The sequence below is a fragment of the Mucilaginibacter sp. OK268 genome (assembly GCF_900103125.1).
Taxonomy (GTDB): domain Bacteria; phylum Bacteroidota; class Bacteroidia; order Sphingobacteriales; family Sphingobacteriaceae; genus Mucilaginibacter.
In genome coordinates this window covers 209,729-225,361 of sequence record NZ_FNJV01000010.1, presented here as the reverse complement: position 1 = coordinate 225,361, position 15,633 = coordinate 209,729, and the positions used below count along the sequence as shown (strand labels likewise).

The window sequence follows — 15,633 nt, the reverse complement described above, 5'->3', positions numbered from 1 at the left end:
ACTAACAAATTTTCGTCTTCATTTATAAACCTTTAAAAAACCTATTATGAAAAAACACATTTTTGTAGTTAAAACATGGCTGTTCATGCTGTGCCTTGCGCTCATTGTATATGTTCCATCCTGTAAAAAGGATATCACCAATGGCACAAAACAACCGGCAGTTAATTCGGCGGCAAGCCGTTTAAACGTAACCGCTACCAATGCAGAGCTGATAGCTTATAAAAGCAGCGCCCACCAGCTTATGGTAGGTTATTACCGCACTTGGGGTGATAAAATAGTATCCGGGGATGTTAATGGACCTGCCATGACCGATATGCCGGATAGTGTAGATATTATTTGCAATTTTACCGATTATACACCTGGCAGCTCCCCTTACTGGCCAGCTTTAAAAAATACTTATATACCGGCTTTACACGCCAAGGGCACCAAGGTGGTAAACACTACCAGTTTGCCCAATACCACTTCTGATACCTCTTATACCAATCACTATACAAATAACAGTACAGGCTACGCGGCCTGGGCATTGGCTACTTATAACAGCTACAACGCAATGGGCTACGATGGGATCGACCTGGATGTAGAAAGCAACCCTTCCGGCTCCGTGCTTACTGCCGATGTGGGGTTGATGAATGCCTTGAGCCAATACTTCGGTCCAAAATCAACAACGGGTAAACTGCTCATTTTTGATACCAACCAAACAGGTAGCAACAGCCTTTTTACACAGATATACACCAAAATCAATTATGTTTTCCTGCAGGCCTACTGGCGCCAAACCAGTACGCTTAGCTCTACCTTTAACACTTTTGCTTCGTACATTAACCCCAACCAGTTTGTGGTGATGGTTGATTTTGAAGATGGCTCTGGCGACGGTCAAAACTCCAGCTATGTTTATAACCCGGTACAGATATATCAGTATGCCAGCTGGCAACCTACACAGGGGACCAAGGGTGGCGTTGGCTCATACGGTATCGACAATGAGTATTATCAGATAGCCAACGGCGTTCATAATATATATACCCGCCACGCCATTCAAATGATGAACCCGCCGCAAACAACTTCAAGCACCAACGCGGTTTCCCTGTCTTCCGGAAAAATATCTGCCGGCGATGTTACCCAGCTTAAAAGCACCTCTGCATTTACGCTCGAATCATGGGTTTACTTTAATGCCGTTGGCTCCTGGAACAACATTTTAGCCAAGAGCAATACCAGCACCGATCGCATTGCCGTACAAACAGGAGGAGGGGATAATTCCTTATACGTGATTTTGGGTAACGGCAGTAACAGCTATGGCTACACCGCCGCCAATGCCGTTACAGCGGGACAATGGTACCACGTAGCTGTGGTGTTTGATGGTACGCAAAGCACCAACGCGTCAAAGCTTAAATTGTATATCAATGGTACCTTGCAAACGCTTACTTTTTCGGGTACTATACCTTCATCCACAAGCAGCACCAATACGGCGGCCTTCCTGGCCGGTTCCGAAACCACTTCATCTACCAATACTTACCTGAGCGGAAAGATAGATGAAATACGGGTTTGGAACGCCGCGCTTAGCCAGTCAACAATTTCTGCCTGGATGAACAAAAGTTTGGGTACCTGCCACCCCAATGCTTCCAACTTGAAGCTATACTGGCAACTGGATAATGCGGCCAGTAATGCTACTGCCGTTGCATCATTGAGTACCACTTATACGGGCACCATCACCAGCGGAGTTTATACAGCGAGTACACAAGCCAGTACAACCAGCGGATGCCCATAATTAACAAACCCTATATCTGTCACAAAGCTTCCGGTTGTTTGCCGGAAGCTTTAAAAAGGCGATCTTAAGCAAATGAAAACCATATTAACCATCATAGTCCTAAGCTTTTGTTCGGCAGCTTATGCACAAAATTACACGGCCATTATTCCCGAACCGGTATCGTTGGTTCAGGGCAAAGGCACATTTGTTATTGACGACCATACCTCCTTAATCATCCCCTCAGGTAACTCCGAACTTACTACGCTGGGCAACCGTGGTAATGAATGGATCAAAACCTTAACAGGTTTTACATTGCCTGTAAAAAACAAAGCTACTACATCGGAACACTCCATCAGGCTATTGTTGAATCCGTCATTAAATAACCTCGGCAATGATGAAGGTTACGAGCTATCCATTACGGAAAGCGAAGTAAAATTACAGGCGCGCAAAACGGCAGGTATCTTTTATGGTTTACAAACCATGCGGCAACTGCTCTCTCTGTCAGACGAGGCTAATAAGCAGCAGCTTAACTTACCTGCTGTAGAAATTGTTGATTATCCCCGGTTAAAATGGCGCGGATTGATGTTGGATGTGAGCCGGCATTTCTTTTCAAAAGACTTTGTAAAAAAATATATTGATGATATGGCCCGCTATAAATTCAATGTTTTTCACTGGCACTTAACAGACGACCAGGGATGGCGCATAGAAATAAAATCACTGCCCCGCTTAACAGAAGTGGGTGCCTGGCGGGTACCTAGAACGGGGGGATGGTGGTCTTTTGATCCGCCTCAAAAAAATGAAAAGGCTACTTATGGCGGGTATTATACACAGCAGGATATCAAAGAAATTATAGCCTACGCAACCGAAAGACATATAACCATTGTACCCGAAATTGATGTTCCCGGCCATTCGCTGGCAGCTATCGCGGCCTATCCTTATTTGTCGGCAACCGGATACATTTACTCCGTAAACCCCGGAAGTAAATTTTATAATATCGACGACAATACCTTAAACCCGGCAGACGAGCGTGTATATACTTTTCTGGATAAAGTTTTTACCGAAGTAGCAGCTTTGTTCCCGGGAGAATATATACACATTGGTGGCGATGAAGCTACCAAGTATTTCTGGCAGCAGTCGGCCGTGGTACAGGATTTTATGAAACAGCAGGGGATAAAAACAGAGCACGAACTGCAAAGCTATTTTATAAAAAGGGTGGAAAAAATTCTGAAAAAAAAGAAGAAAAAATTAATTGGCTGGAATGAAATTCTGGAAGGTGGGCTTGCCCCCGAAGCTACAGTGATGAGTTGGCAAGGCATGCAGGGTGGTATAGACGCAGCCAAACAAGGGCACCAGGTTATTTTTACACCCAGCAGCAATACCTATTTAGATCTTTACCAGGGCGATCCGCAACTGGAACCTGACACATATGATATGTTGCGTTTAAAAACGGCGTATCAATGGAACCCCGTTCCGGCAGGGATAGACAGCACATTGGTTTTGGGCGGACAGGGTAATTTATGGTCAGAAGCTGTACCCACCGGGCGACATGCCGAATACATGACCTGGCCACGCTCCCTGGCATTATCAGAGGTTTTTTGGTCGCTACCGGCAAAACAAAACTGGGCCAATTTTCAAAAAAAATTAGAGCCTCAATTTCTAATTTTAGATGCTGCGCAGATCAATTATTCCAAAGCAGCCTTTGATGTGCTTGCGACTGCAAAACTCGATGAGCAAAAACAGTTGCTGGTTTCTCTCAGCACAGATATCGACAGTCTGAATATTTACTATACCCTTGACAATACCAACCCTGATACATCGGGCATTCGTTACAACGGTACACCGATAGTTATTCCCAAAGGCATCCACCAATTAAGAGCGCAATCATTTAAAGGAAATGCTACCGCAGGAAAATTGCTGATTGTTCCGCGTGAAGAATTAGAAAAAAGGACCCGGTAATCAATTGTCCTGTTTTGAAAATGTAAACTAATTAAATGAAACACATATTATCCATAATAGCCATTGGCTTTTGCTCGTCGGCTTTTGCACAAAATTACACGGCGATCAATCCAACAGATTCCCAACAGGAAATTGTAAGTAAAGCCGCGCACATTACGCCTTCGCCACGGCAATTACGCTGGCAACAGTTGGAGTTCACGGCCTTTCTCCATTTCGGCATGAACACCTTTACCAACCGGGAGTGGGGCGATGGCAAGGAAGATACCAAACTATTTAACCCAAGCCAACTGGATGCAGCCCAATGGGTACGCACCTGCAAACAAGCCGGGATAAAACAGGTGATCATCACCGCCAAACACCACGATGGCTTTTGCCTGTGGCCAAGTAAGTACACAGAACATTCTGTAAAAAACAGTCCCTGGAAAAACGGCCAGGGCGATGTGGTAAAAGAAGTAGCCGATGCCTGCCATCAGCAAGGCGTTGGTTTTGGCATCTACCTTTCGCCATGGGACAGGAACAATCCCGATTATGGCTATACCGAAAAGTATAATGCTTATTTCATGAACCAGTTGACCGAATTACTGAGCAATTACGGCCGGGTTGATGAAGTTTGGTTTGACGGAGCCAATGGCGAAGGCCCCAACGGTAAAAAACCGGTATATCATTTTGACGCCTGGTACAGCTTGATCCGGAAGTTACAGCCTAACGCTGTAATAGCTATTATGGGGCCGGATGTACGTTGGGTAGGCACCGAAAGTGGTTATGGCCGTTTATCCGAATGGAGCGTTATACCGGTAGATCAGCAAGACAATGCGGACACCGAAAAAGATTCGCAAAAGGATATTGCGTTTAAACCCAAAGGGGATATGACCGGCAGTGACCTTGGAAACCGCGACAAAGTCAGCAAGGCAAAAGCCCTGGTATGGTACCCTGCAGAAACAGATGTATCCATCAGACCAGGATGGTTTTATCATGAAGCGGAAGATAATAACGTAAAATCGCCCGAAAAACTATTGGATATTTATTACAGTTCCGTAGGCCGAAATTCTGTTTTACTGCTAAATATCCCACCAGATAAAAAGGGCCTGATCAATGAACACGATCAGAAAAATTTGATGGCATGGAAAAACATCATCGATCAAACTTTTAAAACCAACCTGTTGAAAGGGGCGAAGATCAGCTCGGCCAATGGCAAGAATGCCAAAGCTCTTTTTAATGGCAATATCCATAATTACTGGACCACAAAAGGTAGCGACACCACTGCAGTGATAGAATGCAGCCTACCCAAATCACAAACATTTGATGTATTGAGTTTGCAGGAAAATATCACCGTTGGACAGCGTATTGAAAAATTCAACCTGGAATATTTTAACGGAACAAGCTGGGAGCAAATAACCGAAGGCACTACTGTTGGCGCTAAAAGATTGATCCGCTTTAAACCGGTTACGGCTCAAAAGGTAAGATTAAACATTACCTCATCCAGGTTAAATCCAACTTTAACTGCTATAGGTTTATATAAACAATTTACCGGGCTTTAAAATTGCACATACTTAACTACAAATATCTAATAATCCATCCGGCACGAAAAAAACCCGGATGGCCCTGCTCTAAATTTATTATGAAAAAAAACCTCTTTTTATTCGCCCTGATTTTATTCGCTCGGACCACGTTTGCTCAGCAAACCGATGAAGTAACCATCGTACCTAAACCTGCATTTGCCGAAAAAGGTGTTGGCCAGTTTATCATTAATCAGCATACCAGTATCGTAGCCAAAGAACCTGATGCTCAAAAGGTAGCCGGCATGTTCAATTATTTTTTGAAAAAGCAATACGGCTTTACTTTAAATATCAATAATGCAGCTGTTACAAATGCCGTTGTTTTAAATACCTCATCTGCTAAACTGCCTAATGAAAGTTATCAGCTTAAAGTAACCAGTAAAGGGGTGAATATACTGGGAAACCGCGCCGGCGTATTTTATGGCGTTCAGTCATTATTACAACTTATTCAGCAAAAGGGTAAACAATTATCTGTCCCGGTGGTGAACATTAATGATGAACCCAATTTTGCATACCGCGGCCTGATGATGGATGTTGGCCGGCATTTTTTTGATGCCAACGAGATCAAAAAGATCCTGGACGTAATGGCTTCGCTAAAACTAAACACCCTGCACTGGCATTTAACAGACGACCAGGGCTGGCGCCTGGAAATAAAAAAATATCCAAAACTAACCGCCATCAGCGCCTGGCGCGATTCGACCATTATTGGTGGTTACGGCGATTTTAATCCGTTCATCTACGATGGAAAAAAGAGCGGTGGCTTTTATACCCAGGAACAGGCTCGTGAAATTGTAAAATACGCGGCCGACAGAAATATTGAAGTGATTCCCGAAATTGAAATGCCGGGTCACAGTACCGCCGTATTAGCTGCATATCCCGAATTAGGCAATGGAACCGGTCCGTACAAAGTACCAGGCTACTGGGGGGTACATAATACCATTTACAATCCAGGCGAGCCAACCTTTCAGTTTTTACAGGACGTTTTAACCGAGGTGATGACTATTTTCCCAAGTAAGTATATCCACATTGGTGGAGATGAGGTTCCGAAGGATGAATGGAAAACTTCGGCACTGGCACAAAAGATCATTCACGAAAATAAGCTGAAAGATGAGCACGAACTGCAAAGCTGGTTTATTAACCGCATAGAAAAATTTTTAAACAAAAACGGCAAAAGCTTAATTGGCTGGGACGAAATATTGGAAGGCGGACTAACACCCAATGCAACCGTAATGAGCTGGAGGGGCGAAGCCGGTGGCATACAGGCCGCTAAAGAAGGGCATAACGTGATCATGTCGCCCAATAGCAATATGTATGTAGATCATGCCCAGGCCAAAGACGGTAAAACAGAACCCCTTGCTATTGGCGGTTTCCTGCCATTAGATGTGGTTTATAATTATAATCCACGGCCTACTGCGCTAACTTCCGATCAGCAAAAACATATTTTAGGTGTGCAGGCCAATATGTGGACGGAGTATGTATCCACCAACAATAAGTTAGAATATATGCTGTTTCCCCGTGCCATCGCGTTAGCAGAAGTTGGCTGGACAAAAACAGAGAACAAGAACTATGAAGATTTTGCCAGCAAAAGATTACCGGTAGTTTTAGAGTCAATAGAGCGATCGGGTGTAAATTACCGGATCCCGGAAGCAAACGTGGTGATTACTGATGACGCGCCAACCAAAAGAAAAAGAATAACCATTACCCCTTTTGTTGCGGACAGCAAAGTATATTACACCATAGACGGGCACAAGGTTGATAATACTGTCGATCTGTATTCAGGTCCATTCCTGTCACCCATCACCAATGGCCGGCCTTTAACTTTAAAGTATATCATCGTTACCCCTGAGAACAAAACGAGTAATGAATTTAGTGTTGATATTAAATAACGCGAGTTCGGGATAAGAAATGCAAACCTGATCCCGATGTCCGCTATGTTGAAAAGTGGGTTTACATGGTTTACACTTTTTATAGTTTATATTTTTATATATTATTGATAATCAATTAATTTATTTATTTTATATCAAAAAAAACGATTTACAGTGTAAACCATAAATAATGGGGTTTACATTGGTCAGCTTTGAGCAAAATATTCAGGGTGTCTTTAAATAACATGAACTGCTTATCCCAGGCTCACGTTTAATAATATCGTAACCTGCCGATTAACCACACAAACCAAAAGCCTCCAGCAAAAACTGGGGGCTTTATAGCTCCTTTTGAGGTAAGGATCCCGGGTTATTTCTCCGGCGGTCTCAGGAATTCACTTCTTCTTTTCCGGTTGGTTGTCCTTCACCGGTAGTTATCAAACTATTCAAACTATTGCTTATATAACCGCACCAGGCGTTTGAACAAGCACCATAACATTCATATTGAGGTGTTAAACCTACGTGTGTAAAACGCAGTTCTGTTTTGCTGCCATATTCAGTAATTTCAAAAATAATTTGAGTGCCCGTCCATTCGCTTTTGTCTTTCACAAAATTGAGTTTGCTATCTGTAACAAACCAAACAATCTTTTTGTCAGGGATCAGCTCTATTAGTTTTTGTTTGGAATAATGCACATCCCCAAAACGGACTTCGAATTCATCATTTAGTTTTTGAGAACCGCCTTCCATGTTTTCTGTCCACCATCCACAAACGTTACTGATAGCATCAAAAACCTCCCCTGGCGATTGGTCTACCGTAAAAACGATGTTATAATTTTGATCTCTCATTTTTTCTCTCCTTCTTATTTTAATAACTCAGCGCTCATTTCTCGCGCTTTTTTTACAGCTTCTTCTATAGGGTTTGGCTGGCCCTTACCCTTAGTAATAAGGTCGTACAAACTTTTGGTGATGTATGTACCCCATGCGTTAAAACAAATATCATAACATTCATATGCCGGTACAAGTCCAACATGTGTAAAGTTGATCTCTGTTTTGTCGCCTTTACTGGCAATTTCAAAAACAACATCTGTATCCACCCACTCGCTCTGGTCTTTAATAAAATTAAAATGATTTTGCAGTACATGCCAAACAACTTTTTTACCGGGTATTAATTCAGTGATTTGGAATGTGCAGCTATGTACGTCCTGGTAATGGTAATAAAATACGGCGCCGGGTTTATCGGTATCACCTTTAGTTTCTTCCGACCACCATCCGCGTACGTTATTGATGGCATCGAAAGCTTGTGCTGGGGTTTGGTCTACCAAAATGGTAGCTGTGAAATTTTGGTTTTTCATGATTTCTATTGATTTATTTTTTGTTTGTTCTTTCGTTTAACAGGGCTTCTAAACTTTTCAATTTACTGCCCCAGAATTCGTCAAAATATTCTAACCATTTATGTAATTCGTTAAAACCCTCCTGCTTCAGAATGCAGTGACGTTCCCGGCCGATATCCTGTATAGAAATAAAGCCTGCATTATATAGTACTTTAATATGTTTGGATACGGCGGGCCGGCTCATATCAAAATTGTCGGCTAATGAATTAATGGTTAAACTATCTTTCGAGAGCAGGTATAACATTTGTCTCCGGCTCGGGTCGGCAATTACCTGGAATGCATCAAGCCTGTGTTGTTCCATTTGCTGCGTTGTTGATTACCTTCAAAAGTTTTTGTACCAATTCTAACCAGCCTTTTTCCATTGAGTTGAACATTGACAGGAAGTTGTTGGTTCCTTCGAATCCACGATGGATCAGTAAAAGGTCGGTGCCATTGTCTTTCTCAGTTAGGGTCCAGTTCACTACGGAGGTGGTTAACGATCCGTCGCCGGGTCCAAAATTCCAGGAATAAGAAAGTTTTTTGAACGGAACGATCTCCAATACTTTGCAATGAAAAACCCCATCGAAATCCATATCGGGCATAGGGCTCGCATGGAAATTAAATTCATGCCCTACGGTGGGCTCAAAATTGTTCTTCATCAACCATTGAGCAATCAGCTCGGGTTTTGTCAGATATTCCCAAACTACCTCTGGTGGATTGGGGTAAAAAAATTGGTGTTGAATGATCTTTGCCATAATGCGTAACTTTTAAGTTACCCAAATGTATATGTAACTTATGAGTTACGCAAATTTATTTTCAATTTATTTTTCAGGGCAAAGAAATACAGGCAGTAATGCCGATTATATATCTGCTAATGCATTGCACCTTCAGGAAATAATGCGGCAGGTGAAATTGGAGTATAAGTGGGAACGCTGAATATGGTTAGGCCGAGTGTGTGCTTATTGGATACACACACGCCCTAACCAGATAATCAGTGAAAATATAATTAAACCACCGAGTGCCGTAAGGCTTCCGGTGATGAGCAGATAAGGATTACTATTGGTCGAACACTGTTCAGAAAAATCCTCTAAAGAGTGTTGTTGTTTGAGTTTGTCTTTCACGAACATGTTTACCTGCTACTTTTTTATATAATTGGTCAGATCAGTTAAAATTTTGAATTTAAAAAATTGTTTATTATTTAAAAGCTGCCGAAAAATCAGCTATACTATAGCCAGAACCAATCTCTGTTTTATCATCGTTTCCATTAGGAGAGATCGAAATTAATTTGCTTGCCCCTTTTTCGAAGCTTATAGCTTCGCTGTAATTGTTATTCGGATCCGGATCATCCAGAAAAACATGGTCCATACTGGTGTAGGGTAACTCTTTTGTCCCGGCTTTATATACTTTTACATTATATTGCTTAGTAAGTAGCTCTGTACTGATAAGCGGCTCTAATTCGACGAAATCCCCAAACACCCCGGTTACATTTTTCACTTCTTTTACGGAAGTATAAGTAATCTCATATGTATCGTTATTAACCGTATACTCAAAAATTTCAATATCCACCGGGCCTCCATAAAAATCTTTAAAGGGCGTACTGAACCTTAACCGTAAACCCATGTTTTCTGGGTTTGTGACAGGTGTGAGCACTAAATTATTTGATAAGGTGGTGCCATCATAAAATATCTTTTTAACCTGGTTAAATGGACTTGCAGCTACTTCGATATTACCAACTGTTTTGCCATCCGCTTTTTTACGGACCTGAATCTTATCTCCCGGAGTAAAAAGGACCCCGGTTTGACTTGTTGTGAATGCGTCATCAATCGCCTGCCCTAATATTTTATTATTAAACACAAACTCCAGTGTATCCGTCATCACATAACCCTTAATTGTAAGGTTAACCGGTTCAACTTGATTGGGATTGAGCAATTGCTCTTTTTTACACGCCAGTAAAAACAGCGCGAAAACTAAGATTAGGTATTTTAGTTTGATCATGAATTTTTGTTAATATGTAATATTTTTCAAAAAACCGGAGCATCAAATGATGCCCCGGTTGTAATAAAAAACTTATGCTAAGTTTTAGAAAGTAAATTTAGTCCAGGTAGCTAACCAGTTACCAGAAGCAGAAGTAATGGCACCACGAGTTTGTGCAGGGCCAAAATTAACCGCACCTGAATTATAGAACGGCTGAGTCATACCCCAGGTAGGAGCGGCAGCTGCAGTTGAAGTATTTAATACGCCTGAGGTGACAAATGCACCGGTACCCAATACTGAAGTTGCAGCAGTAAAGCCATGAGTGGAAACATTGTTTAATGATACCAGTGAAGCATTTGCGTCAACATCAGCTACGATGCCTGTAGGATAACCAGTAAATAAAGAATTGTTTACAGTAGCCTCAGCACCACGACGGTTACGGAAAGCCCATTTAAGTCCTGGGGCAGTAATAGCCGGTGATAATGTTGCAGCAGAAGTACCTATTACACTGAAATTTGACAATGTAGGGTGAGTTTTAGGTAATTTGCTAAAAGTTGCATCTTCAGCAGGTGCGTTATTATCAGACTCGATACCATTTGAATCGCTGGCACCGCTGCTGGCGCTATGGGTTGAGTAAGCATCTACTACACCGATAGCAAACTGGATAGTACCGGTAAAGCCATTATCAAAATCAAACTGATCATCGTCATTTGCAAACGAAATCAGGAATTTAGGGCTTACTTTACCACCAAAAAACTCAAACCCGTCATCAAGACCATAAGATGCTTGTACGTGATCGATAGTAGTACCGCTACCTACACCGCCTAAAGTTAAAGAGTTTACTTCAACGTTGGGAGCTAATACATAACCGGCAAATTCGATACGGGCAAACTGAATAGTACCGCTGTTATCAGCATCATTGGTACCACCATAATGGAATTTAGGATCATCGGCCAAACCTTCAATTAATTTATCGCCTACGTTAATTACAGCGTTACCTAAAAGGATAACACCACCAAAATCACCAGGTTTTCCAACAGTAGCGTTATTACCATCTAACAGGTAACGGCTGGTGAAAACGATAGGGCTGCTTGCAGTACCAACAGCATTAATTTTAGCACCTTTTGCTATTACCAATACACCATTTTGAACATTCGGAGTATTTACAGTTGATTTGATGAAAGTACCTGCCGCAATAGTCAGGGTAGCACCGCTTCTTACGGTAACCACACCACTAATTTCCCAAACATGAGCAGCATCCCAGGTAGTGTTGGTAGTAATATCGCCGCTTACTGTAGTTACCGGTAACGATGTAACAGAAGATGGGTAATCGGTAGCAGCAGTACTACGGTTATCAAACGAAGCGCCATTATTGGCTTCTTTTTTACAAGATGTTACTAAAATTCCTGCAGCCAGGCATAGGGCTACTAAAGATACTTTTTTCATTTTGTTGTTTTTTTGTTTTTCAGGGAGGTAGTTTAATTTTTAACCCCCATTATTCGGTTTACTTGGAATTCTCTGTAGGTCAGAATAATAGCATCTCATCTTTTTCAAGATCAAAAAGAGAAGCTGTTTTCAGACTTAATTTTTTATTATCTTTACAACTGAACAAAATTCACCTGTATCGATCTTCTGGTATAAGCCCTTGGCTTGGTAACAGGCATCCTTCCGGGGATTTTTATATTACTTTCAGGTTTATCCTGGTTGTGCCGGTAAGCGAGCAAGCTATTCGGTTTTTAAACGAAGGGTTGTTGAGCACCCTTCGTTTTACTTTTATAGCACAGCAGGATTTTATTTTTTCCTCCATTTTTAATCGTTTAACCATTATATATCTACATTCATGATGTATTCGCGTTGTTAAAAATTATAAGTAAGTGATGTGCTGTAGGTACGTCCAAAGCGCTGTTGAAACATCACCTGGTCTCCTTTTTCGTAATTATTACTAAACCCCGATTTGAGGACAGTCTCAGAATTTGCCTCATAACTGGCTGTATTGCGGTAAATAGTGGATATATTATTAGTAAGATTAGCCATGTTGAATTTAACTTCCATCTTATTTTTCAGGAAACGGTAGCTAATTTGAATATCCAGTTGATCCCTTGGCTTTTCATATTCAATAAAGGAAGGGATATCACTAACGATGTAGGTTTTACGTCCCGATTTATTATAAGCCGCATTAAAACCAAGATGGTTGCCGATGTACTGTAAGCCCATATTATACAGGTAAGGCGACTGCCCATACAGGGATCTTTTTTGTTGAGTGGGAACTTGTATATATGGTTTGCCGCCTCCGGGGTCTACAGTATAAGTACTTTGCACGGTTGACTTTTGCAGGGTAAGGTTACCGTAAGCTGTTATGTTTTTCAGGATTCCCTCATCAGCTATAAAACCGAAATTTTTGCGCAATTCAAATTCCAGGCCATACACTTTTGCCCAATCCGCGTTTTGCAGGTAATAATTTGGATTGCCATTCACCCTGATAGCATTTAATTCTACTGGCTTATCAAAACGTTTATAAAAACCACCTACCGAAATAATTTCGCCCAGGCCCGGGAACCACTCTGTTTTAAGATCATAGCTATTAATGCGGGTGCTATACAAACCTTTGTTCCCATATAAAGCATCCAGTATCGGGCTATACCTCAAAAACGGGTTATTATCCATCAATTCGGGCCTTACCACACTGCTGGAAACAGCTCCCCTGATATTCAGGGACTGTATAGGGCTGTAGGTTAAATTAGCCGATGGGAGCCATTGCCAGCGCTTATCGGGTTTTATCGAAAATATATTCTCTGCCCCTCCTTTAATAATTGCGCCTTGTTTAATCTCGGTATATTTATAATACTCGCCCCTTAAACCCCATACCAGCCTGAGTTTATCAAATAGCCGGTTATCCAGCATCACATAGCCCGCGTGTATCTGGCTTTTACCTTTGTAGCTATCCAGGAAGGAGGGATCGATAGCGTATATAAATTTATCATAAGCGATATTTTTCGGGTCGATCATTTCACCTATAGGCTTATACCATACACTATCCGCGTACTTTTCGGTAGCTGCCAAAGCCGCGATCTGCCAGTCAAATTCCGCGTTTTTGTGATTGCCAAAATAGCCCGCTTTTAAACTGCTGCGGATACCGGCAAATGTAAATGGCAGGGTACCCGACAGGTTCCAGGAGTAGTGATTTTCTTTATTAAAAGCGTGCTGACGTGATGTTTCTGATATTCTGGCTTCGGTAAGTCTACTAAAACTATAAAAATATTGATAACTATCGCCTACCAAAACGGGGCGACTCGTAGCAATACCCGCGTCTTTTTCCTCCCTGCTTACCGAAGTTCTGGCAGCATCCCATTCTATTTTTACTTTTCCCAATTGATGCTGTCCGCTCAGTTTATTTTGCAACAAAGTGGTATAAGTTGGGTCATCTGCCTCCAAAATCCGGTTTGGTGTGTGGATAGGTATATAACTACCGCCATTATCAAGATCGTACCCCGTTATCCTTGTCAATGTATTATCATACACATGCGTATAAGTATTGCGTAGGCTAAAACGGTTTTTACCCAGTTGCAAACCCACATTTAATAATGCCCCCAAAGTGGTATTAAATACATAGGAAGCGCCTGTATTTAAATCAGGGCGCTGAATGCCCCAGCCAGACGATCCCCCCCGGGACTGATCATCTATAACGTTAATATTTTGCGTATTACGATAACTTATGGCGCCGGTAAAGCCTAACTTATTATTGTTTACAGTATCCAATGTCAATAAACGACCTATAGAAAACTGGTAGTTTTGCGAAGGAGCTGTTTTATATTTATACATGGTAAAGTTGTCATTCGTAAACCTTTTACTTTGATCAACTACCTTTTTTTGATAATCCGCGTCAGAGAGCGTAATATTAGGGGCCGTACCTCTGTTGGTGTGAACCAGGTCCTTAGGAAAATCCCTCCGGCCGTCGTCAAAACCGAAGTAATCATATTTCCCACGTTTGTGGCTCAGGAAATCTTTACCGGTGCTTTGGTCATTGTATGCCGCCCCGGCCGTGAAGCTTATGAAATTTTCATTCGGGATATCCTTGGTATTAATTTGGATGAGACCACCACCAAAACTGGCATTCATATCGGGTGTAACCGTTTTACTCACCACCACATTGTCTACCAAACCAGCGGGGATCATATCAAAAGAAAAGTTACGGCTCTGCGCCTCGGTACTTGGCAGTATCGTTCCATCCAGCGTGGCCGTATTGTAGCGTTCGCCAATACCCCTAACCAATACAAACTTATTATCAATCGTACTCACTCCACTGATCCGTTTTAAGCTTTCACCGATATTTTTATCCGGTGTGCGGGCCAACTGCTCAGCACTGATACCGTTACTAATTTCCGAAGCGTTTTTCTGCCGGATAAGCAGTCCATCAACTGATGCTTTGCGATAGCTGGCCGTAACAACTACTTCTTTTAAAGCAGAGCTTGCTGGTTTTAATGTAATATTTAAAGAGGTATTCTTGTCCTCCGTTACCACCACCCCGCTGATGCGCATTGTTTGGTAGGATATATAAGTGATCTCCAGCGTATAAGTACCCGGGGCTACACTTAATATGTATTCGCCATTTACACTTGTTTGTGTACCATTCCCTGTTTCAATTATTCTGACAGATGCACCTGGAAGAGTTTCTCCTTTTTCATCCAGTACTTTCCCGCTGATCTTACCAGGTTTTACAGGTGCAGGCAGCTTGTATAAGAGTACAGTATGCTCATCGGCAAACTTGAATCCTACGTGAGTGCCGGTCAGTATCTGTTTTAGCACCTGGGCTAGGGTTACGTCTTTTACATCGATATTGATACGACTGCCTTCATTGAAAATAGACTTGTTATAATTGATCACACAGCCTGCTTTATTTTCTAATATGGCAAGCCCTTCCGGGATGCTTGCTGCTAATAATTTCAGACTGATATTACCAGGAACTCTTTCTTGTCCTAAAACTGACCCAAATGAGTTGCCGGAAACATGGCAAAATAATAGGAACATAAACAGGATTGCCTTGCAGCTAATTCTGGAAAAATGGTTATTTACTTTTTTGTAAAAGCTTATATTCATAAGTTTACGACGATTTTTAATTTTCACGAGTTAAAAACTATTTCTTTGAAACCGTTCTGTTGACGCAGGGCGGTTTCGTATTT

11 protein-coding genes are annotated in these 15,633 nt (G+C 41.8%); 4 read left to right on the top strand and 7 right to left on the bottom strand.

Annotated features, from left to right (window positions below):
* The first annotated feature begins 46 nt into the window (after positions 1 to 46).
* The 4 genes from BLR84_RS25400 (at position 47) to BLR84_RS25385 (ending at position 7,136) form a co-directional block, all read left to right on the top strand.
* On the top strand, positions 47 to 1,759 hold the full coding sequence (locus BLR84_RS25400) for an EndoS/ChiA family endoglycosidase (RefSeq protein WP_090473070.1): 1,713 nt from the start codon (positions 47 to 49) through the stop codon (positions 1,757 to 1,759).
* 72 nt (positions 1,760 to 1,831) lie between these two features.
* Complete coding sequence (locus BLR84_RS25395; RefSeq protein WP_090473069.1) at positions 1,832 to 3,694, top strand: beta-N-acetylhexosaminidase; 1,863 nt, start codon at positions 1,832 to 1,834, stop codon at positions 3,692 to 3,694.
* A gap of 35 nt (positions 3,695 to 3,729) precedes the next feature.
* Entirely contained in the window at positions 3,730 to 5,232 is a 1,503-nt protein-coding gene (locus BLR84_RS25390; RefSeq protein WP_090473068.1) for an alpha-L-fucosidase, read from the top strand.
* An 80-nt stretch (positions 5,233 to 5,312) separates the two neighbouring features.
* A complete protein-coding gene (locus BLR84_RS25385; protein ID WP_090473067.1) occupies positions 5,313 to 7,136 on the top strand; it encodes a beta-N-acetylhexosaminidase in 1,824 nt (607 codons plus the stop codon).
* A 363-nt stretch (positions 7,137 to 7,499) separates the two neighbouring features.
* Here the strand turns inward: BLR84_RS25385 and BLR84_RS25380 are convergent, their stop codons facing one another.
* The 7 genes from BLR84_RS25380 to BLR84_RS25345 all read right to left on the bottom strand — a co-directional run bounded on the left by BLR84_RS25380 (position 7,500) and on the right by BLR84_RS25345 (position 15,550).
* Positions 7,500 to 7,958 (bottom strand): SRPBCC family protein, encoded by a 459-nt coding sequence (locus BLR84_RS25380; protein ID WP_090473066.1) that lies wholly within the window; start codon positions 7,956 to 7,958, stop codon positions 7,500 to 7,502.
* A 14-nt stretch (positions 7,959 to 7,972) separates the two neighbouring features.
* Positions 7,973 to 8,464 carry an SRPBCC family protein gene (locus BLR84_RS25375; protein ID WP_090473065.1) on the bottom strand — a complete coding sequence of 164 codons (492 nt, stop codon included), beginning with the start codon at positions 8,462 to 8,464 and terminating at the stop codon, positions 7,973 to 7,975.
* Between the two features lie 13 nt (positions 8,465 to 8,477).
* The gene (locus BLR84_RS25370) at positions 8,478 to 8,804 is read right to left on the bottom strand and encodes an ArsR/SmtB family transcription factor (protein WP_090473064.1); all 327 of its coding nucleotides are present in this window, start codon (positions 8,802 to 8,804) and stop codon (positions 8,478 to 8,480) included.
* Complete coding sequence (locus BLR84_RS25365; RefSeq protein ID WP_090473063.1) at positions 8,785 to 9,237, bottom strand: SRPBCC family protein; 453 nt, start codon at positions 9,235 to 9,237, stop codon at positions 8,785 to 8,787. The genes BLR84_RS25370 and BLR84_RS25365 overlap by 20 nt, the downstream gene beginning before the upstream one ends.
* 439 nt (positions 9,238 to 9,676) lie before the next feature.
* Positions 9,677 to 10,477, bottom strand: a complete 801-nt coding sequence (locus tag BLR84_RS25360; RefSeq protein WP_090473062.1) for a hypothetical protein — start codon at positions 10,475 to 10,477, stop codon at positions 9,677 to 9,679.
* Between the two features lie 84 nt (positions 10,478 to 10,561).
* On the bottom strand, positions 10,562 to 11,902 hold the full coding sequence (locus tag BLR84_RS25355; RefSeq protein WP_090473061.1) for a hypothetical protein: 1,341 nt from the start codon (positions 11,900 to 11,902) through the stop codon (positions 10,562 to 10,564).
* Positions 11,903 to 12,313: 411 nt separating this feature from the next.
* Positions 12,314 to 15,550, bottom strand: coding sequence for a TonB-dependent receptor (locus BLR84_RS25345; RefSeq protein WP_090473059.1), 3,237 nt, complete (start codon positions 15,548 to 15,550; stop codon positions 12,314 to 12,316).
* Between the last annotated feature and the right edge of the window lie 83 nt (positions 15,551 to 15,633).